Source organism: Actinomyces oris (assembly GCF_001929375.1).
GTDB classification, from domain to species: Bacteria; Actinomycetota; Actinomycetes; order Actinomycetales; family Actinomycetaceae; genus Actinomyces; species Actinomyces oris_B.
On sequence record NZ_MSGO01000006.1, the window covers coordinates 30723 to 51053 of the forward strand.

Annotated in this window: 11 protein-coding genes; 2 read left to right on the forward strand and 9 right to left on the reverse strand. The window is 65.1% G+C overall.

The annotated features are described in order from the left end of the window. The first annotated feature begins 7 nt into the window (after positions 1 to 7). Positions 8 to 991 carry a ribokinase gene (locus BKH32_RS01605; protein ID WP_075248322.1) on the forward strand — a complete coding sequence of 328 codons (984 nt, stop codon included), beginning with the start codon at positions 8 to 10 and terminating at the stop codon, positions 989 to 991. 105 nt (positions 992 to 1096) lie between these two features. Here BKH32_RS01605 and BKH32_RS13440 read toward each other — a convergent pair whose 3' ends face one another. From BKH32_RS13440 to BKH32_RS01645, 9 genes are all read right to left on the reverse strand, one after another. Continuing rightward, on the reverse strand, positions 1097 to 2308 hold the full coding sequence (locus BKH32_RS13440; RefSeq protein WP_178384526.1) for a hypothetical protein: 1212 nt from the start codon (positions 2306 to 2308) through the stop codon (positions 1097 to 1099). 17 nt (positions 2309 to 2325) lie between these two features. Next, positions 2326 to 4533: a hypothetical protein gene (locus BKH32_RS13445; protein WP_143222660.1), complete on the reverse strand. Its 2208-nt coding sequence runs from the start codon at positions 4531 to 4533 to the stop codon at positions 2326 to 2328. 101 nt (positions 4534 to 4634) lie between these two features. Beyond that, positions 4635 to 5585 carry a hypothetical protein gene (locus BKH32_RS01615; RefSeq protein ID WP_075248324.1) on the reverse strand — a complete coding sequence of 317 codons (951 nt, stop codon included), beginning with the start codon at positions 5583 to 5585 and terminating at the stop codon, positions 4635 to 4637. Next, complete coding sequence (locus tag BKH32_RS01620) at positions 5582 to 7657, reverse strand: hypothetical protein (protein WP_075248325.1); 2076 nt, start codon at positions 7655 to 7657, stop codon at positions 5582 to 5584. The genes BKH32_RS01615 and BKH32_RS01620 overlap by 4 nt, the downstream gene beginning before the upstream one ends. Positions 7658 to 7676: 19 nt before the next feature. Further along, complete coding sequence (locus tag BKH32_RS01625; protein WP_256690378.1) at positions 7677 to 8921, reverse strand: hypothetical protein; 1245 nt, start codon at positions 8919 to 8921, stop codon at positions 7677 to 7679. Next, a complete protein-coding gene (locus BKH32_RS01630; protein ID WP_256690380.1) occupies positions 8918 to 10849 on the reverse strand; it encodes a hypothetical protein in 1932 nt (643 codons plus the stop codon). The genes BKH32_RS01625 and BKH32_RS01630 overlap by 4 nt, the downstream gene beginning before the upstream one ends. A gap of 205 nt (positions 10850 to 11054) precedes the next feature. Then, positions 11055 to 12341 carry a hypothetical protein gene (locus BKH32_RS01635; RefSeq protein ID WP_256690381.1) on the reverse strand — a complete coding sequence of 429 codons (1287 nt, stop codon included), beginning with the start codon at positions 12339 to 12341 and terminating at the stop codon, positions 11055 to 11057. Further along, positions 12341 to 14446 (reverse strand): hypothetical protein, encoded by a 2106-nt coding sequence (locus BKH32_RS01640; protein WP_075248329.1) that lies wholly within the window; start codon positions 14444 to 14446, stop codon positions 12341 to 12343. The genes BKH32_RS01635 and BKH32_RS01640 overlap by 1 nt, the downstream gene beginning before the upstream one ends. Before the next feature lie 213 nt (positions 14447 to 14659). After that, the gene (locus BKH32_RS01645; RefSeq protein ID WP_143222661.1) at positions 14660 to 16768 is read right to left on the reverse strand and encodes a hypothetical protein; all 2109 of its coding nucleotides are present in this window, start codon (positions 16766 to 16768) and stop codon (positions 14660 to 14662) included. A 423-nt stretch (positions 16769 to 17191) separates the two neighbouring features. On the opposite strand from BKH32_RS01645, the gene BKH32_RS01650 reads away from it, so the two are divergent. Then, positions 17192 to 19792, forward strand: a complete 2601-nt coding sequence (locus BKH32_RS01650) for an ATP-dependent Clp protease ATP-binding subunit (RefSeq protein ID WP_075248331.1) — start codon at positions 17192 to 17194, stop codon at positions 19790 to 19792. Positions 19793 to 20331: the final 539 nt, after the last annotated feature.

Consider the following 20331-nt stretch of genomic DNA (forward strand, 5'->3'; position numbering starts at 1 on the left):
AAATCTGATGCATACGTGTGTGCGAGCTGTTCTGGGTGACGTATCCGGCGAGGTCGCCGTCTTCGGGTCCCTCAATGCTGACCTGACGGTCCGAACGGAGCGCTTTCCCAAGCCCGGTGAGACGATCAGCGGGGAGGATCTGGTGATCCTGCCGGGAGGCAAGTCCGCGAACCAGGCGGTTCAGGCAGGTCTTCTCGGCGCTCACGTGAGGATGATCGGGGCAGTCGGTGCGGACGGTCACGGCGACCTGCTCCTCGAGTCCCTCCAGCGCGCCGGCGTGGACACCTCCGAGGTCCAGCGCGAGGAAGTGTCCACCGGCACCGCCATCATCACCGTGGACTCCGCGGGGGACAACACCATCGTGGTGTCCCCCGGTGCGAACGGGAGGGTGGATGTCCCGACGGCGCAGCGGCACCGCGACGTCATCGGCGAGGCCCGCGTGCTGGGGCTGTGCATGGAGGTCAGCCCCGACGCGGTGGAGGCCGCGGCCCGCATCGCCCACGACGCCGGTACCCGCGTGGTCTTCAACAACTCTCCGTTCCACCCCGTCCTGTCCGCCGGGCTCCTGGAGGCCATTGACGTCCTGGTCGTCAACGAGCATGAGCTCGCCGACATGCTGAAGCCGGGTACGAGCGATGCTGCGGCCGAGCCGGAGTGCGAGCGGGCCGACGACGCCACGGACTGGGGCGATTGCGCGAGGAGGTTGGCCGCCATGGGGATCCCCTCCGCGGTGGTGACTCTGGGGGGCCGCGGGTCGATGGTGATCGAGGGGGAGGAGATCACCCCGGTCGATCCCTTCCCGGCTGATGTCGTGGACACCACCGGTGCCGGCGACTCCTTCCTGGGCACGCTGCTGGCGGCGCTCGCCGCAGGGGCGGGACTCAAGGAGGCTGCAGGTGCGGCCTCGGCCGTCTCCGCCTTCGCGACGACCTCAGTGGGAGCGCAGGCCTCCTACGGGGACATCGCCGCAGTCGAGCAGCACTTCGCCTAAGCGCGGCTCGACGAGCAAGGCGAGAGGGTTGAGGCGGCTCGCAGCGGCTGCAGAGGCATGTGAGCCTCAGGGGAGGGGTGAGGACACGGGCCGCCGGCCCGCGCCTCAGTTGTTCTCGAACTGCTCGAGGTCCTCGGTGTGGGGGTGGCCGTCATCGGTCGAGCTGAGCCAAAAAACAGGGGCGTACTTGGCGTTGACGTCCTCTGAGGGAACCCGCTTGAGCGCAAGGAGACCTGGCCCTGTGGGGAGGCCGACTTCTTTCATCAGGAGATCTGTGATGTCGGTGTGTTGACCTGAATCGGGATCCACGAGTTCCCGCCGTATGCTTCTCAATTGCTCATTCGAGGCTTGACGTTCTTGTATGCCGATGGGGTCGTAGATTTGAGCCAGTAATGATGACGCGGCAGCTGGATCGGAAAATCTTGATATCCAGCCCCCGGAGTAGACATCGATGACTCCGGAGACGGTGTCGATCGTTTGACCTGTGCCGCCGATGCGAGAAACCGTCATAGGGGTGCAGTGGTCGCTATTGCAGGGATCTCCATACTTGTAGTTACTCAAAAGAAAAGAGTTGTGGCTAGTGCCAATAAGCCATTGTGTTGTGGGTGTCGTGACCGGAGGTGCGCCTTGGTTTAATAAAGACAGAACTGTCAACGTGGCGTTTCCGGACCCTCCGGGGAAAGGTTGGTCAGATGTTTCGACAGCAAGATGTGTGTCAGTCAGCGCGACACCAATGATTCTGCGAGTGATATGGGTTGTCCGGACAACCGTTCCGGTGGAGGCCTCAACAACCGCAAAATAGGCTGTCGCTTTCGTTGAACTATTGAGCTTGAATACTACGTACTTCCCGTTGGGGCTGAGTGTCCAGTCGTTAGTAAGGGCGGTGGTCTTGGTTGATGGTGACTGTTCATTCGAAGAATCTGGGTGGGTCGGCGCATCAAGAGGATGCGTGAAATCGTTCACTCTGATCTGTGTTGCCCATACTATGCTCTTGTCCGAGGATCGCCTTCCGAACACGGAGAGCGAGGGAGGTTCACCTCCGGTTCCCTCGTCTATGAACTGGCTTACTCCGGTGATGTAGTACCCGTTCCCGGCGATGGAGTTCTTCCACGATGTGAGGTTTGGGGGATTTTCGGTCGAATCTATCGACTCGGCCTTAGAAAGATCCAGTGATGTGACCTTAAGTTCAATGTTAGAATCTAGGGAACGATGGTAATGGCAGGTGCTGATTGTCAGCATAAGTGTGATCGCAAGCGCCAGGGCGGTGAATGCTCTGACGTCTCTACGTAGTTCCTGTTCCACGTATGAGTCGGACACGGCAGTGTGTGGGGAAGTCATACGTTCCTCTCTGTAGCCCCGTAGAGGCGATAGGTGGAGGAACGCTCGCTAGGGCCGCTGATATTCAGAAGGATAGTGGTGCATCCAGGAGTGCTCGTGAACTCCAGGTAAGGTCTCCGTTGGTCCTCTTTGTCTGCCATAAGTTGGTGCACTCCCTCAGAGAGAATGAGTGGACTAGTGTCAATAGTGTTGCCGTTAACTGGAATAGTGAGTTCTGGCGACCCGTCTGACGGACGTAGGAATATGTTTGCAATGATGGAGTCGTCGCTTGAACGTGGGGAGATCCCTACATGAGCAGAAGCTAAGCCCGGGTAGTGCGCTGCAGGTGTGGCTGTCCTGTTCGTGGGTGTGAATACTGTGGTGACTCGTGGAGTGTTCCAGGTCGTCATGACGTCATATATGGACTTGTCGGAACCGTAGTAAGGGTATGTCGACAGAGTTTGAGATGCGGTGGATGCGACTTCGTTAATGCCTGACGCTGCGCCAAGAGGAATTTTGTCTATGTCGTGAGAATCAGTCTTGGAGGCTTGGTCGATGTTGATGGCGTGTGCAGTAGGGTTCCCGTCATCGTCGCTTTGATTGGTGAACTGGGCGGCCCATCCAGAAATGATGACCGGATTTGCTCCCATGTCATCGCTGTGGCTTCGCGACCGTAAGTTATCAACGACTATCGGATCAATGAGGAGATTATTGACACGGGTGCTTGCGGACGGGGTGGTGTCGGGAGCCACGGCGACGCTTGAGGTTCCTGCCCATTTTTCTTCATCTGCGTTCTCACTGTCTTGTTCGAAGGTTGCGACAATGAAGGTACTGTGGCCGGCTGCCCCCATGAATGTGGTATCAATGGCGTCTCTGTTGCTCCACAACTTCCTCCCGTCCTTCAAGGAGTATGCCGTGTCCCCATCGAGAAGGGCGGAATCTGTGAGCTGTAAGGTGCCACCGTGACTTATATGGCGTATGACCGGAGCTCCTGTTCGAGTGTCAAACACTAGCGTCGTCTCTGGTGGGTCGGATGCTGACAAGTATTCATCAGAATCGATGACTAGATCATCCGGGATTCGTGCCCTTAGGACGAGGTAGTTTCTATTCGGGCTCGTAAATACGAATGAAGCATGCAGGTGCGCCCCATACTCCCATAGGATGCTGCCGTGGGTCGGCTCCAATGCGGTGATTCCCTCGCTGCTGATCACAATAGGTCCTGTCGATCCGGCAATGACGTGATCGACTCCCACCATATCTTTGACCCAGCTCATTTTGGTGTCGATTGTTATTGGGATGGGAGGTGTCTTGTGTGGCGCGGCAGAGGTGTTGTGTGTGAAAGGTGTCACGAGGTAGTGTGCTGTTGATGTCAGCAATGAGAGTGCGATGATTGGCGTGAGTGATATGGCAGCAAGTTTTACCTTCGTGATCGGTTGGAGTTTTAATGATGCTTGCTTGGTTACCTTGACGCTGCTCTCGCCTGGCTGAGGACGTGCCGGGAGATACAGCTTGCGCCAGCGGGCCGGATTGCTGAACTGCCTAGGGTGTATGGAAAGTAGGGTTCGCACGCGATGCAGGATGATGCTCGTGCAGATGAGTGTTGTGAAGCCGAGGGTCTCTGCTGCGTGGCACAGGAAAATGGGGATGGAGATTCCCGACCGCTCGTATACTGTCATCCAGTGGTGAATATTGATGCCTGCCGTCGCGGCACCAAGTAGTGCAATGAGGCTGACGATGACGATCATTGCCGTTCGCCTCAACTGATTGGCGACCGCGGCGAAGGACCATAAGAGGAGTTGTAGTGCGAACATTGCGACGGTAGCCTGTACTGCCAAGTCGGAGAAAGGTCGCACTGATTTCATGTGAAGGACGTCGATGTCGATCCCGTAGATCGAACTCAGTAATTTTGCGATACCCGACGAGGCAAACATCGCTAATACTCCGCCCCAGCGCAGGGCGCGCAGGGCGAGGACGCCGCGCGGTGGGAAGGACTCGCCCTCGTTCTTGCCTTTGGCCTCGCCGTTGCTTTCACCGGTGTCGGTTGCGGCCTGGTCGGCCTCAACGGCATCACAGTTGGCGCTGCCTTCGGCCTCACCCGTGTCCGGCTCGGTCGAGGCCTCGTCGCTGGAGGCGGCTGCGCTCGGCTGGGTTCCGATCCCCTGGCTGCCGGGATCGGTGCTGTGCTGATCGGTGCCGTTGTCGTCGGCGTCGGGCGTAGTGGGCATGGATCCCATTGTGGTGACCCAGTCGTGACTATGTCAGGCGTTTGTAAGGCCATCGCGCGGTTGAACGGACAAGGGAAGGAGTACTCCGGAGGGCCGGGCTACTAGCGTTGCTTAGGTCGCTCCCAGTGCTTCAGGTCGGGAGCGGTGACGCCTTCAATGGTGCCGAGCTTTCGCCCCCGGGTATCGACGCGGGTGAGCGTCACCGACATGTCGTCACGCCGTTCGGTGGCCAGCGACTGTGGGGACAGGAGCAGGGCGCCGTCGTCGATCCCGGTGAGCCACTGGTCGGTGGCGAAGGATGCTGGAGCGGCGGGCGTGTCGGTCAGGGAGTAGACGGTGACCGTCCCCTTGCCGTCCCCGGCCGGGTAGTAGGTCCGGGCGGTCTCCACGGCCAGAGAGTCGTTGGTCAGCACCTGCCCCAGGACGAGCCCCGAGACCTCCACGGTGCGGACCGTCTCCCCGGTGGCGGCATCGAGGACGAGGACGTGGGTGCGCTGAGCGGCGACGTCGAGCGGGTTGCGGTCGTCGTCCGAGTCGTGAAGCACGGGCCTCATCTGCGGTGGACGCAGGACGAGCGAGACATAGCGGGCATCGGGGCTGACGACGGCGTAGCCTGCCGGCCGCCACGCGAGGAGACCGTGGGCAACGTCCTGGGCAGAGCTGCCGTCGTCGTCGAGCCAGTTGACGACGGTCGGCTTGATCTCACGCGCCCACAGCACCGAGCCGTCCGAGCCGCGGTACCTGGCGACGATGGAGCTGTTCGCCCCCGACCGGTCCCGCCAGTTGCGTTGCGCCTTCTCCTTCTCCGTCAGTTCCTGAGCGGAGACGTGGAGGAAGTCCTCGCCGACGGGTGTGGAGTAGTAGTCAGTGCTGGTGGGAGTCTCCGAGATGCGCTCCTTGACCTGCGAGGCGCTCAGCGCGGTGGTCTCCACCTGCTGCAGCCGCGAGGGGGTCGGGCTGCAGGCGCTCATGGCCCCCGCGAACAGGACAGCCGCAGCCAGGGCCGAGCCGACGATCCGCCGGCGACGGGGGTGAGGGTGTGTGCTGGTCATGACGAGGCTCCTGAGATGCCGAAGATGCGGAAGGAGTGGGAGCCCTTGTCCGGGCCGGTGGCCATGATGACGAGGGTCGTTCCCGGCGTGCTCAGGGTGGTGAGCAGCGGATTCGACGACGGTGAAGGATCATCGATGGTCCACAAGTGCCGAGTCCCGGGTGGGTAGTAGGTGGAGCCTGCGGGGACGTCCACCGTCGTCGGGGTCCGCTCCCCGCTGCTGACGCTCAGGACGCCGCCACCACCGGACTCGGCGCGGGCGAGGCCGGCGTAGGACAGGATTCCGGCCTCCTGCGCCGAGTGGGAGACGGCCCGGGTCTGTGGGTCGAAGATCGCGGCGACGGCTGTACCGCCCTCAAAGTCCTTAGGGGACGGCGGCGCATCGAGGACCGAGTCGCCCTTTGCCCGTCGAGGCAGAGTCGTCAGCGTGCCCGTGGCGCGGGAGGCTGTGCTGTTGGTTCCGGAGGTCAGGCCCAGGTCGTAGGTGCTGGTGTCGGCACCGGCGACGCCGGCCATGGCATCGAGGTTGACGGCCTGCGCCGCCCAGCCCGTCGGGGAGGTCTGGAAGTCGATCGGTGTGGGTGTCTGCGTGAAGGCGGCCACCCATCCGCCGACGACGAGAGGACTGCCCCGGCCATCGGTGACCAGTGGGGCGCTCTCACGGCGCGTGGCGGGGGAGGTGTCCGACATGAGTGTGTAGGTCGCGTACGGTCCGCGCCGGTCTGGTTCCCCCTCGGGACTGCGCGGTATGCCCCCGAGGAGGAAGGTGGAATGACCGGCCGTGCCCCAGTAGGGCCGGGTATCAGGTGACACGGAGACGTCCTCCTTGTCGATGGACCACAGTCGGGAGCCGTCGGTGAGCGAGTAGCCGGTGGCGCCGTTGAGCAGGACGGAGTCGGTGAGTTGGAGAACGCCTTCCTGCATGAAGCCTTCATAGGTGACGCGCCCGGTCACCGAATCGAGGACCACCACCAGGGATTCGATGCTCATTCCCTCCGGCTGCTCGCCGTCGGTGGAATCGAGGGTCACCGCGAGGTGACGGCGGTCCGGGCTCGAGTGGCTGCGGATGAAGCGCGCATGCTTGCGCGGATAGGTCCACCGGATCGAGCCGTCGGCGGGATTGAGACCGACGACGCCGTCGCTGCTCAGGACGACCGGCCCGGCAGCACCGGCCACCACCTCCGCCATGTTGTGGATGTCCTGCGACCAGGCCGCCGTCGAGGCGAAGGACCGGGGCAGTGCCGGAAGCGCAGAGGTGTCGATACTCGCAGCGGTCGACGGCGTGACCCGCCCCCAGACCAGGTGTGGGACCGTGGCCGCTGCCCCGAGGGCGAGCGGCGGAATGACGATGAGAACGACCGCGCCGAGGACGGAGCGCCACGAGGGCCGGGGCAGCCGAATCCTCCGCAGGCCTCCCAGCCGCGCCCTCAGGTGCTGCTTCTGCGACGGCGGGACATAGGTGGCCCGGGTGGCACGAACCAGGAGATCGGTAGCCGCCAGCAGGCCCATGCCCAGCGCCCCCATCGCCAGCGTGAGCAGCTGGTTGATACTGACCGAGGTGCTGCGTAGCTGGGCGTGCCACAGGCGAAGAAGGACGACGGTGAAGCCGCCCGAGAACACCAGGAAGCACAGCGGTTGGAAGAGGACTGTCTTCCTGACGAGCGCTCGCGGTGAGCTGGGATAGCTCTTCAAGGCAGAACGCGCGGTCTCTGCCCACTTGAAGTAGCCGGCGATCCATATGAGTACGGCCAGGCCGCCAACGAAGCCTCCGACCCCCTTCATCGCGTGACCGGGATCCCTCATCCCGCTCTGGTAGACGAGGAACAGGACGGCCATCGCCCCGACCGCCAGGAGCCAGCCGAGGCGCAGGGCCCGCAGCATCGTGAGGATGCGCCGCGGAGGATTGGGGACCGACCCGTCTGAGGCGCCAACGGATCCAGCGGTCTCCGCGGCCTCGGTGGCCTCGGCGGACTCAGCGGAGCCGGCGGACTCGGCGGACTCGGCGGACTCCGCCGAGCTGGCGGGTGCAGGGGACTCGGTGTCCTGGGACTGGTCGTTGTGCTGATCGGTCATCGTGCTGTCTTCCGTGCCGCTACTTGCTGGTGAACTGCTCGAGGTTCTCGGTGTGGGGGTGGCCGTCGTCGGCGGAGCTGAGCCAGAAGACCGGGGCGGAGGTCTTCTTCCCGCTCGCGTCAGTGGTCGTCCGGCTGACCACCAGCCCGGGCCCGGTCGGGACGCCCTGGTCTTCGACGGTCGTTTCGGTGACGTCCAGGCTGCTGCCGGTGGAGACGTTGACGACCTGCCGCGTCAGGCCCTGCAGGGCGGCGTTGAGAGAGGGCGGTTTCTCCTTCTTGCCCGTCGCCGCGTGGTTGGCCGAAGCGTTGACCGCTGCCGGATCACTGACCTGCGTGACCCAGCCGCCGGGGTGCACCGCCTCAACACCGTTGATGGTTGCGCGGATATCCCCGGAGGCATCCACCTGGGTGATGGTCAATGCACCGGAGACGCTTGCCGGGGAAGGCGCCTGCGGTGACAGCAGCAGCGAGTCGGTCCCGGCCCCCGCGAGCCACTGATCAGTGTCGAATGACGAGGGCGTGGCGGACGGGTCGTCCAGCCCGAAGACACGGACCTGGCCCGTCCCCTGACCTCCGGGGAAGTAGTCGTAGGCGATCTCCACGGCCAGAGAGCTATTCGTCAGACCCTGCCCCAGGACCACTCCGCTGAGCTCCTCGGTGCGCACCACGGCGCCGCTGCTGGCGTCCAGGACGACGACGTAGGACGCCTGCTCGGCGAGCCTCCCCTCGAGCTGCCCGCGATGCGGCGTGAGGATGAGGGAGACGCGGCGCCCGTCGGGGCTGACGACGATCTCTCCGCTGGTACGGGACTGCAACAGGTATGCGAGGTTCCGCTGCGGGACCTGTGCGTCCCTCAGCGCACTGAGCGATGCACCCGGTGGCGTGATCGTTACCGCCCACTTCAGGGCGCTGTCTGATCGGTTCCGGCTGACGAGGGTGGTTCCCAAGGGCTTGCGATGGTTCTTCTCCCAGTTGATGAGCACCGTGATGGTGCTGTTGCTAGCGGGAAGCGTTTCGAACTCGACGTCCGGGTCCGTGTTGGCGTCGGCCTCAAGGCTCGTGACCTGATCGGCGGTGAGCGCGGTGGCCTTGACAGTGGCCTCCTGCGTGGCCCGGTCCGAGGCGGAGGGCTGCTGACCTGTGCAGGCGCTCAACGGGAGGGCCAGCAGCGCTGCGGCAAGGAGCAGTCGGGGGGATCGACGTCGACGGCGCGCAGGCGCAGCGAACGTGCGGTGGGGGTGCCGGGCGGCTTGCTGACTCATGACGAGGCTCCTACCAGTCCGTAGAGACGAAGGCGTGTGCCGGTGGCCTGGCTCTCGTCAGTGGGGCGCAGAAGCACGACGGTGACGCCCGGCGCGCTGAGTGCGCTGATGCCGTCGTTACCCCCTGGATTATTGACGGAGAAGTCGAGAAGACCGGGGTTGCGGCCGCTTGCTCGTGAATCGAAGGAGACTGTGCCGTTCTCCAGAGGGATGGAGGTGGCTTTCGACTTGTCTCCCGACTGAAGGCTGATGCGCCTCTGGCCGTCGTCGGCCCGGGTGACCCCGACCGCTGTGACGAGCCCCGGGTCCTGGGAGGCTGCCAGCACAGCGCGTGTCCTGGGGTTGAAGGTGGTGGCGACTGTGGAACGGTTCTTCCAGCCATCGGGGACGGGACTATCGTCCGGCTCGACCGAGTCGGGTGCGGTCTGCGGCAGGACAGCCAGCCTCCCGGAGAGCCGGGAGGCCATCGGGGCGATGCCGAGGGTCTGGCCCAGGTCGTAGGTGTGGGTGTCGGCGCCGGGAGCTTTCGCCAGGGCGTCAAGGGAGACGGCCTGGGCACGGTGAGTCTTCGAGTAGTCCCAATCGACGTCGGTGGACTCGTCCTTCGTGGCCTCGGGGTAGGTGACCGTCCAGCCCTCGACGATGAGCGGCTCCTGGTTGGCGAAGGCGACCAGAACATCCCTGACGATTCCGCGGGGGTTGGTGTCCGGGACGAGCGTGAGACGGCCGACCCCGTTGTGGCTTCCTCCATTGTCTTCTTTTGTGAGAATGAGGCTGGCGTGCCCTGCTGTACCTGTGTACTGGTGGTCCTCCTCGGAGAGATCGACGTCGACGTCGCCGAGCTGCCACATCACGGAGTCGTCGGCCAGTGAGTAGACGGTGCCGCTGGCCAGGAGGACGGAGTCGGTGAGCTGGACGGCCTTGCCGTCGTGGAAGTGCTCGTTGGTGACGCGTCCGGTCACGGTGTCCAGGACGATGGTGAGGGTCGGCTCCAGACCGAAACCGCCGTCGGACTTGTCTTGCGGGGATTCCAGCTCCCCGAGTGTCAGGGCGACGTGGCGCCTGTCCGGGCTGGTGATGAGATAAGGGGGCTCACCGCGGACCCCGTCCAGCCTTCCCCCGTACTGGGCGAACTTCCTGCCTTGACGGTGGTAGTCCCAGCGAATCGACCCCGTGGAGGGATCCAGACTGATGAGGCTGTCATCGGTGAGGACGAGGGGCCCGGCGGCCCCTGCGGTCACGTCCAGCACGGAGGGGATGTCGTGGGTCCAGGTCGCCTGAGACGGGAAGGAGGTCGGGTAGGAGGGCAAGGTGGCGGGGGCGGCCACAGGGATCGGGAGGGATCGGTCCCAGTCATATGCGAGGTAGGCGCTTCCGCTCAGGAAGAGGGACGGGGTCAGGAGGATCACCACCAGAACGATGCGTGAGCTCCAGGAGTGGGTGCCCCGGAGGCGAGTGGGCAGAAGGTGTGGGATACGGATGGACCTGTCACGGCGCCGTGGACGGCGCGAGGAGGCCTGTGCGACCTCGGGGAAGAAGGACCGGGTGACACGCTGGAGAAGATCGAAGGCGAAGAAGGCGCCCAGCCCCAGGGCCGCTATCGCGAAGGCGAGCAGCTCGCCTGCGCTAGCGTCCAGCGACATGAAGATGTCGTGCCACAGGCCCAGCGTGCCTCTGGCGCTGAGCAGGCCGCAGGCGGCCACCCCGGCCACGGGCAGGAGCCGCTTGATGATGCGCCGGCAGGTCCTCACCCGATGCTGCCGGTCGACCCAGTACTCGGCGGGCTCCTGCCAGGCGAGAATGCCGATCCCCCACAGGACGAGCGCCGCGACCAGTGGCGCGAGGCCGAGGTAGAGGAACACCCACCGCATCGTCAGATCAGTGCGCCACATCAGGTAGAGGCCGGCCGCCACGAGGACGGAGAGCATTGAGCCGACCTTCAGCGCCCAGAAGAGGCCCTCGATCCGCCGCGACCAGACCTGACGGCGCTCTTGAGGTGTGCGGGGGCGCCGACGGCGGGCAAGGGCTGATAGCGAGGAGTAGGGATTCTCTGAGGTGAGGGAAGTGGGAGCCGCGAGAGGCTCTGCGTCCTCTCCGGGTCGCTGATCGGTCAATGTGGTGTCCTTCGTGCCGCTACTTGCTGGTGAACTGCTCGAGGTTCTCGGTGTGGGGGTGGCCGTCGTCGGCGGCGCTGAGCCAGAACTGCCGGGTGCTGTTGTTGTCGTCGGCGGCCTTCTGACTGATGAGCAGGCCGGGGCCGGTGGGGACGCCGACCGACCTGGCCTCTCCTTCCGTGAGGTCGTGCGTGCTTCCGGAGTTCAGGTCGACGATCTGGGTGGGCAGGGCGTCCCAGGCGGCTTGAGCCTGGTCATCGTTCTTCCCGACCGTGCTGGCGGCGAGTGCGGCCGCGGCGGCCGGATCGCTGAAGCGTTGAAGCCATCCACCGGGGTGGATCTGGTTGACACCGGTGATGGTCCGGCGCACTTTGCCGTCGGTGCCCATCTGGGTCACCGTGAACGGGCGGAGCCTGGTGCTCCAGTCGTTGCCGGCGGAAGGGGAGTACGGGGACAGGAGGAGTGAGTCCCGGGAGGCGCCGATGAGCCAGTGGTCGCTGGGGATCGTGGACGGTTTGCCCGCAAGGTTGCTCAGCGGATAGACGGAGATGACTCCCTGACCCTCGGCTCCCGGGTAGTAGTTGTGGGCGGTCTGGATGGCCAGGCTGTCATTGGTGAGGACCCGCCCCAGGATCAGTCCGGAGACCTCCACCGAGCCTTCGAGCGTGCCCGTCTCGGCGCTGAGGACGACGACGTAGGTGCGCTGGGCCGAGAAGTCGTTGTCCTCAGCGGTCCGGTGCGGTTGGAGAATGAGCGAGATGTGTTGCCCGTCGGGACTGACGACGCCCACACCGGAGGACTCCTGCTTGAGAAGGTCGTAGGTCTGCGTCTGGGTGGTCGAGTTGCGGTAACGGTCACCCAGGTCGCTGGTTTTGAGAATGGGGTGATTGAGGCGGGTGGCCCACTGAAGGGTCTTGGTCTTCGGTTCGTCGTCGGTGCTCCCAGGTTTGTCGCTGGTGACGACTCCTGAGGACAGAGAGCCATCATCTGATTCGGGTGGTGAGTTGTCCGCGCTGACCGTCCCGTAGTGGATGGGCAGGTCGCGGACATAGACGGAAGAGAAGCTCTTCCGCTCGGACTCCACCTGATGTGCACTGAGCGGTGTGACGGAGACTCCCGCCGACGGCGTGGTTGCCGCGGTCTTTGGGGATGAGGAGCCGCAGCCGGACAGTGGCAGTGAGACGAGGAGTGCTGTCACCAGGGCGCGGGCGGCGCGGCTCGCCGCCGAACCGGTGCGGTGACGGGGCATCGAGGGCATGGGGGTGGGCGTGGGGCTGGGCTTCGTCGTGTGTGTCGTGTGGCTCATCATCGGGTTTCTCCTCCCACGGCGTAGATGCGAGAGGTCCCGGAGTGCTGCGTGCCGGTCCGAACCATGATGATGGTGGCGCCGGGAGTACTGACGGCGGTCACCAGACTGTCTTCATCGTTGCCGTTGGCCAGTGCCAGATCCTTGAGCTGAGGGTTGTAGAAGATGTCTCCCGGCGGAGCGAATGTTGTCCCCGGCGCCAGGGGGACTGATACGCCCGATGACCCGTTTGCGGGCTTGACGCTGATCCGTCCCTCGACGGCTTCACCGACGGCGGCCTGGGTGATGCCGACGGAGGCGGCGGCCAGCCCCGGTGTCTGTGCCGCCGTCGTCACTGCCAGGGTCCGAGGGCTGAAGACGGAGCCGACGGTGCCGGAGGCCTCCCACAGGAAAAGGTCCGAGTTTGACTTTTTCTTAGGCTTCTCGGCTGGGAGGGGCGGGAAGGTCACGAGGGCTCTGGCCTTCATGGAGGCGATGTCGTTGACCGCAGAGGTCATGCCGAGGTCGTAGGCCCGGGTATCTGCTCCGGGAACACCGGCCAGGCCGTCGAGGCTGACGGCTTGGACCTCCCGGTCCTGCGGGTCGTTCTCCGTGGACCACGACGGCCTGGACTGTTTCCCACGAGGCTTGTCAATGACCATCCAGCCGTCGATCACCAGAGGAACGTCCGCCTTGTTGTACTCAAAGTAGATACGTCCGTCTGACCGGGGGGTGAGGGTCGGGAGCTCATGGGTGGCGGTGGGATCACTCTGCGGGACCGCAACGTCATGGTATGTCGCGGGGCGACTCAGGACGAAGGCCGAGTGACCGGCTGCGCCGGAGTAGGCGGCCTGGGCGGCCTGAGAGCCTGAGGCGCCGTCAACGGTGAGCTTTCGAAGGTCCCACATGGTTGACCGGTCCTTCAGCGAGTAGGCGGTGGTGCCGTAGAGGACCGCCGAGTCGGTCAGTTGGAGGGGACTGTCGCCGCGCCAGTCGAAGACCGTGGCTCCGGTGACGGTGTCCAGGACAACGGTGGTCTTCGGCGTCGAGGCACTGAGATTTCCGTCCGTTCCGGTCATGGACGTGTAGACGTCCGGCTCATCGAATCTCAACGCCATGTAGCGGCCGTCGGGGCCGGGGATGACGCCCGTCGCTGTCGAGCCCTTGCGCTGGTAGCTCCACCGGTTCGAGCCGTCTCGGGGGTCGAGCCCGGCAGCTCCATCGGAGGTGAGAACGATGGGGCCGGCGGCTCCGGCGATCACGTCCTGTCCGCTCGCCAGGTTCTTGGTCCACATCTCCTTCGAGGCGAAGCCGGTGGGGTACGACGGCAGCTGGTCGGCGTTCACCGACGGGCCCGTGGCCTGGGTGATGGTGGGCCGGCCGGACGCCGTCGGGTGGCCGAGGTAGGGGACGGCGAAGGAGGCGACGAGCGCCACGACGGGAACGAGGGCGAGCAGGGCGCGAGGGCCCAGGGTCCGGAGGGAGGATCGCCACGGTCGCCGCAGCTGATCGCGCAGGTCGTGTATCCGCGCCGAGATCGGATTGGGAACGTACAGCGACTCGCCGGCATAGGGCTCGAATAGGGCGCGTGAGGCCCGCAGAAGAATGTTTGTGGACAGCAGCAGGGCGAAGGCGGCGATCCCCATGATGTAGGCCAGGGCCTCGCCGAGGCTGACCGCGTAGGTGGAGAACACGGACCTCCAGAGCCTGACGACTGGGAGGGCGGCGTACACGGCAACGGCCGGGACCAGGACAGCGGGTAGGAGCATGAGCGCTGAGCGGGCCGCGGTCAGGCCCCTGTTGCGCGTGCTGCGGCTGTCACTGCGTGGCTCGGGCCAGAGGACGACCCCGCACGCCCACAGGAACACGGTCAGCGCCAGGCCCTTCCAGGTCAGCTGAGGGAGCTTGAACAGCACCTTGGCGATCCCGCTGCGGCAGATGACGGAGAGGGCGACCGCGGCCACCATACTGAGGAAGCAGCCGAAGCGCAGCGACGTCAGGGCCGCGATGATGCGCTGATGGCGGCGTCTGCGCCGGTTGAGGGCCGCATCGTCCTGGTCGGCGCTGTGGCCGGAAGCGGAGGGGGAGTCGTCGATGGGTTGGTCGACGTCGGCGGCGGGCGGCATGGCGTTGGGGTCCTTCGTCACGGGGTGGCTTGGGCGTTACTTGGTGGAGAACTGCTCGAGGTTCTCGGTGTGGCGGTGGCCGAGGCCTCGTTCGAGCCGCTGCCCTTCGGGGCGGTGTGCTGCCGTCCTTGACCTCCTCGGTGTGAACAGCCTTTCCGGTCTCGGTCTCGATGACGACGACGTGGGCGCGCTGGTCTGCAACGGTGAAGTCCCTCATCCTGTCGCTGCTCCCTCCGTGAGGCCGAAGAGGCGATAAGTGTGAGGGGTGTGGAACTTCTGGGCGGCGGAGTTGAGGATGATGATGTTGGCGCCCGGCGCGTGAAGTGCGGACACCTCCGAGTAATGCTGGAGCGCGGTGGCGATATCCTTCATGTCGGGGTTGTAGCGAAATGAGCCCGGCGTGTGGAAAGTACTTCCTGGTGCGATGGTGAAGGAGACTTCCTCCCCGCCGCCCATGGGGGCGACTCGCATTCTTGCCTCGAGGCTGTCGGGTGTACCCGCAGGTGATATCCCAACCGCTCGGACGAGGCCCGAGGGCTGGTCCATGGGCAGAAGCTTCTGCGTGGAGGGGTCGAAGACCGCTGAGACTGTCGTGGGATCGACCCAGGAGCAGAAGGAGTGCTCATTGAAGGAGTCTCGCGCGGAAGGTGAGGGCGTCCCTGGAAGTATGGCGAGTTTTCCCGTGGTCATTGACGCGGGGACGTTGATGGTGACACCTCGGCCCAGGTCATGCTTTTGCTGCTGAGAGTCGGCCTCGGATGCTAGAGAATCCAGGGTGACGGCTTGCATCTCCCAGCCCTGGTTGAAGGAACCATTAGTGCTTGTCGGAGCCTCGTCGCTATAGATGGCCGTCCAACCATCAATGCAGATCGCATTCGGAGATTTTATCCTCATTGCTGTCGGAGCAGAGGTGCGGATCTGCTTGAAATCGGCCTGCGAGACCAGGGACAGGCGGAGGTATGAGATTCTGTTCTCATCTAGGCGATTTTCTGATTCAGTGTCGATGTTGATGATGAAGGTCGAGTGCCCTGCTGTCCCTGAGTAGGGCGTTGCTCGGCCGAAGGGGTCGATGTCGTGCTCATCGAAATCCCACAGCTCGACGTCACTGCCGATGCTGTAGATCGTGTTCCCGTCCATGATTGCAGAATCGGTGATCTGAAGGGGACCGTCATCTGAGAGGCGGTCGTTGAGTACCTGGCCGGTGATGGTGTCCAGCACGATCGTGATCGCCGACTGGCCGATGCCTTCTCCGTCTCTTGTCTCCCCGGGGCCGGCCATGCGGAAGGTGACGTAACGATGGTTGGGGCTGACTGCCAGTGTTCGTTCGTGCTCCTCACCCATCAGGTGCGTGAGGGCTCCACGAAGTCTGAGATACGTCGCGTCCTGACGCACATAGCTCCACAGGACGCTTCCGTCCACGGGGTTGAGACCCATGACGCCGTCGGCTGTGTGGACGACAGGGCCCGCGGCTCCCGCCGCAATATCGAGCGCATTCTTAATGTCCTTGATCCAGGCGGGCTTGCCGGCCAAGGAGGCGGGGTAGGCGGGAAGGCTCTTGGCGGCTGAAGACGGAGCCAGCCTCTGGATCGGCTTCTTGCTCCGGCTTAACGGAAAGACGGCCGCCCCGGCGAGGATGACAGAGGGCGCCAGGACCAGGGCCGCACGTGTAAGAGTCCGACGCCGCGGGCCCCGGAGACGCTGGACCGACTTTCGGGGCCGCCGGAGGCGTGCCCACCACCTCTTGCGAAGGAGCTCCGGGGGCAGTACGGCGGCCCGGAGCGTGCGAAGGAGAATGTCAGTGACGCTTAGAAGCGCCAGACCCGCCGTGCCCATGGCGATGGCGATGAGGTCCACGGTGTTGACCCCGGTGCGGAAGAGCACCGAGGACCATCTCGACAGGCAGTCCCGGATCATCTCGGGGGTCAGCGCCACGATTCCGCCGATCGCCAGGATCGCAACCGCCGTGCGTATGACGGCGATGCGGGAGCCGTGGACAGGGTCGCGGAACCGCGAGGGCCGAGGGCGGACAATGACGGTCGCCATCCAGAGAGTGCCGATCATGGCGGGAGGCATGCCCCACAGGGGGAAGGTGCGAACGCCGCTCGGCCAAGCGAAGAAAAGCACGACGGAGCCGATGACGCTGAGCAGCGCCCCGACTCTCAGCGCCGGCAGGGCGTGCAGAAGGCGTTGTGCGATGCCTACGGCCCCTCGTCTGGTCTCCCGCGCTTCGGTGTCAAAGTCCTGAGTGGTGGACGTGCTGGAAGTGTTGGCCGGCGCCGTGTCGTCGTGATCGGCGTCGGCGGGAGAAGTCGCGGGAGGCATGACCTCCATTGTGGTGGGCCGCCCCGGATCATGCGGCAGAATTCGTGAGGCAGTTCTTCCTGCGCCGCTCGAATGGGCCGGTCTGAAGGCGCCCGTAGCCGTGCCGACGCCTTCCCTGCCATCGCGGTCGTGCCTTATGTCGCGCGATCGAGGGTTCAAGGTGCGATCGCGAGACCTAACCTACGACCGCGACCGGTGGGGCGGGGCGCCAGGCGGAGGCTGAGCCCCGCGACTCCTCATCTTGAGTCGACCCGGCTCAAGGCTTACTCACGCCTACCGCGAACAGGGGCATGGCCTGGGCGTCGGCCTGGTTAGCCTTGTCAGCACGTGCTCTCAGCGCCATCTCTCCCCGGCGCTGCGACATCCCTCGCCACCACCGGACGAGCGGTCCCGCACTGAGCGCGTGCCGAGGAGGAATTACTGATGTTTGAACGCTTTACCGACCGCGCCCGTCGCGTCGTCGTGCTCGCGCAGGACGAGGCGCGGGCGCTGAACCACAACTACATCGGCACCGAGCACCTCCTCCTCGGCCTCATTCACGAGGGCGAGGGGGTGGCCGCCAAGGCGCTGGAGTCCATGGATATCTCCCTGGACGCCGTGCGCAGCCAGGTCATTGAGATCATCGGCGAGGGGCAGTCCGCCCCCACCGGCCACATCCCCTTCACGCCGCGCGGCAAGAAGGTCTTCGAGCTCTCCATGCGCGAGGCCCTCCAGCTCGGCCACAACTACATCGGCACCGAGCACCTCCTCCTCGGCCTGCTGCGCGAGGGCGAGGGCGTGGCCGCCCAGGTCCTGACCAACCTCGGCGGGGACCTGTCCAGCGTGCGCCAGACCGTCATGCAGATGCTCTCCGGCTACGAGGGCAAGGAGACCGTCAATGCCGGCGGCCCCTCCAAGGAGGGCACGCCCTCGGGCAGCGCCATCCTGGACCAGTTCGGCCGCAACCTCACCGCCGCCGCCCGCGAGGGCAAGCTGGACCCGGTCATCGGCCGCAAGAAGGAGATGGAGAGGGTCATGCAGGTCCTCTCCCGGCGCACCAAGAACAACCCCGTCCTCATCGGGGAGCCGGGCGTGGGCAAGACCGCCGTCGTCGAGGGCCTGAGTCAGGCCATCGTCCACGGCGACGTCCCCGAGACCCTGCGTGACAAGCAGCTCTACTCCCTGGACATGGGCTCGCTCGTGGCCGGCTCGCGCTACCGCGGTGACTTCGAGGAGCGCCTCAAGAAGGTCCTCAAGGAGGTGCGCACCCGCGGTGACATCGTCCTGTTCATCGACGAGATCCACACTCTCGTCGGGGCCGGAGCCGCCGAGGGCGCCGTCGACGCCGCCTCCATCCTCAAGCCCATGCTGGCCCGCGGCGAGCTCCAGACCATCGGGGCCACCACCCTGGACGAGTACCGCAAGATCGAGAAGGACGCCGCCCTGGAGCGCCGCTTCCAGCCGGTGACCGTCGAGCAGCCCAGCATCGAGGAGACCATCGGGATCCTCACCGGCCTGCGCGACCGCTACGAGGCCTTCCACCGCATCGTCATCACCGACGAGGCCATCGAGGCCGCCGCCAAGCTCGCCGACCGCTACATCAACGACCGCTTCCTGCCGGACAAGGCCATCGACCTGGTCGACGAGGCCGGCGCCCGCCTGCGCATCCGCCGCATGACGGCTCCGCCCGAGCTGCGCGAGATCGACGAGCAGATCGCCCAGGTCAAGCGGGAGAAGGAGTCCGCCATCGACGACCAGGACTTCGAGCGCGCCGCCTCCCTGCGCGATGACGAGCGCCGCCTGGCCGACGAGCGCGCCGCCAAGGAGAAGGCCTGGAAGTCCGGAGACCTCGACCAGGTCGCCGAGGTCGACGAGGCGCTCATCGCCGAGGTCCTGGCCATGTCCACCGGCATCCCGGTGGTCAAGCTGACCGAGGCCGAGTCCGCCAAGCTCCTCAACATGGAGGCCGAGCTCCACAAGCGCATCATCGGCCAGAACAAGGCCATCGAGGCCCTGTCGAAGTCGATCCGCCGCACCCGTGCCGGGCTGAAGGACCCCAAGCGCCCCGGTGGCTCCTTCATCTTCGCCGGCCCCACCGGCGTCGGAAAGACCGAGCTGGCCAAGGCCCTGGCGGAGTTCCTGTTCGACGACGAGGACGCCCTCATCCAGCTCGACATGTCCGAGTTCGCCGAGAAGCACACGGTCTCGCGTCTCTTCGGCGCCCCTCCCGGCTACGTCGGCTACGACGAGGGCGGACAGCTCACCGAGAAGGTGCGCCGCCGGCCCTTCTCCGTGGTCCTGTTCGACGAGGTCGAGAAGGCCCACCCGGACATCTTCAACTCCCTGCTGCAGATCCTGGAGGACGGGCACCTCTCCGACGCCCAGGGGCGCGTGGTCGACTTCAAGAACACCGTCATCATCATGACCACCAACCTCGGCTCCAAGGACATCGGCAAGTCGGTGGCCACCGGCTTCCAGTCCACCGAGTCCGGCGCCATGGACTACGAGGAGATGAAGGCCCACGTCAACCGCGAGCTCAAGCAGCAGTTCCGGCCCGAGTTCCTCAACCGTGTCGACGACCTCATCGTCTTCCCGCAGCTGACCAAGGAGGAGGTGCGCCAGATCGTCGACCTCATGATCGTGCGCCTCGACAGGCGCCTGGCCGAGCAGCAGATGACCATCGAGCTGACCGAGGCCGCCAAGGACCTCCTGGCCGAGCGCGGCTTCGACCCGGTGCTCGGCGCCCGTCCGCTGCGCCGCGCCATCCAGCGCGACATCGAGGACGCCCTGAGCGAGAAGATCCTCTTCGGGGAGCTCGAGCGGGGTCAGAAGGTCATCGTCGACGCCGAGGGCGAGTCCATCCTGGGTGAGTTCATCTTCCGCGGCGAGCCCTGGGAGCAGGGCGAGGCCGAGGTCGCCGCGCTGCGCGAGGCCGAGGATGCCGCGGCCGGCGGCGGGGGAGGGGCCTCCAGCCCGCTGCGCATCTCCTCCCCGCCCATCAGCCGCAACGGCGGCGCCTCACCGGCCGCCGAGCCCGGACGCTGACCTCACTGCGTCTCACGGGCCTCACCGAGCCCGCCGGGCGCGGGCGCCGCGCCAGTGCCTCGAATCCCCTTATCAATTCCATACGATGGGCCGCAACCCCACTGGGGGTGCGGCCCATCGTCGTCGCTGCACCGTGGGGCCCTCGGTCTGCAAGAGCCATTGATGCGAACCACAGGCAAGGTGGTGGACCCGCATTGGCTCCGCCACCATTTTTCCAGGTGGCGACCATTACCTTGAACGCAAGAGATTGCGGGGCGCGGTTCGCAGTTATGAATATGTACGGGTTCCGGCCTTGGCCTTGCGGAGAAGCAAGCACATGAAAATTGAATGAAATCTGAATGGAGCAAGAGAATGTTCTGAGAGTTTGGCTTGGCTGTCTCATGTCTGTCCTCTGCCAGATACAGTGGAGTGACGATCCGTCGAAAGTCGTCCCTCGGACATGGTCGATCGGTGTCGTCACCCCGCCCCGCGCGGGGCCGTCTCAACCGTCATCGCCCCTACATGTCCTCACTGTCCGTACCTGTCCGCCCTCATTCAGA

What these genes read in the sequence shown, in the direction of transcription:
- BKH32_RS01615 (WP_075248324.1), bottom strand. Translation starts at nt 5,585, where the DNA reads ATGACCAGCACACACCCTCACCCCCGTCGCCGGCGGATCGTCGGCTCG.
- BKH32_RS01645 (WP_143222661.1), bottom strand. Translation starts at nt 16,768, where the DNA reads ATGCCTCCCGCGACTTCTCCCGCCGACGCCGATCACGACGACACGGCG.
- BKH32_RS01605 (WP_075248322.1), top strand. Translation starts at nt 8, where the DNA reads ATGCATACGTGTGTGCGAGCTGTTCTGGGTGACGTATCCGGCGAGGTC.
- BKH32_RS13445 (WP_143222660.1), bottom strand. Translation starts at nt 4,533, where the DNA reads ATGCCCACTACGCCCGACGCCGACGACAACGGCACCGATCAGCACAGC.
- BKH32_RS01620 (WP_075248325.1), bottom strand. Translation starts at nt 7,657, where the DNA reads ATGACCGATCAGCACAACGACCAGTCCCAGGACACCGAGTCCCCTGCA.
- BKH32_RS01640 (WP_075248329.1), bottom strand. Translation starts at nt 14,446, where the DNA reads ATGCCGCCCGCCGCCGACGTCGACCAACCCATCGACGACTCCCCCTCC.
- BKH32_RS01630 (WP_256690380.1), bottom strand. Translation starts at nt 10,849, where the DNA reads ATGCTCTCCGTCCTCGTGGCGGCCGGCCTCTACCTGATGTGGCGCACT.
- BKH32_RS01635 (WP_256690381.1), bottom strand. Translation starts at nt 12,341, where the DNA reads ATGAGCCACACGACACACACGACGAAGCCCAGCCCCACGCCCACCCCC.
- BKH32_RS01650 (WP_075248331.1), top strand. Translation starts at nt 17,192, where the DNA reads ATGTTTGAACGCTTTACCGACCGCGCCCGTCGCGTCGTCGTGCTCGCG.
- BKH32_RS01625 (WP_256690378.1), bottom strand. Translation starts at nt 8,921, where the DNA reads ATGAGTCAGCAAGCCGCCCGGCACCCCCACCGCACGTTCGCTGCGCCT.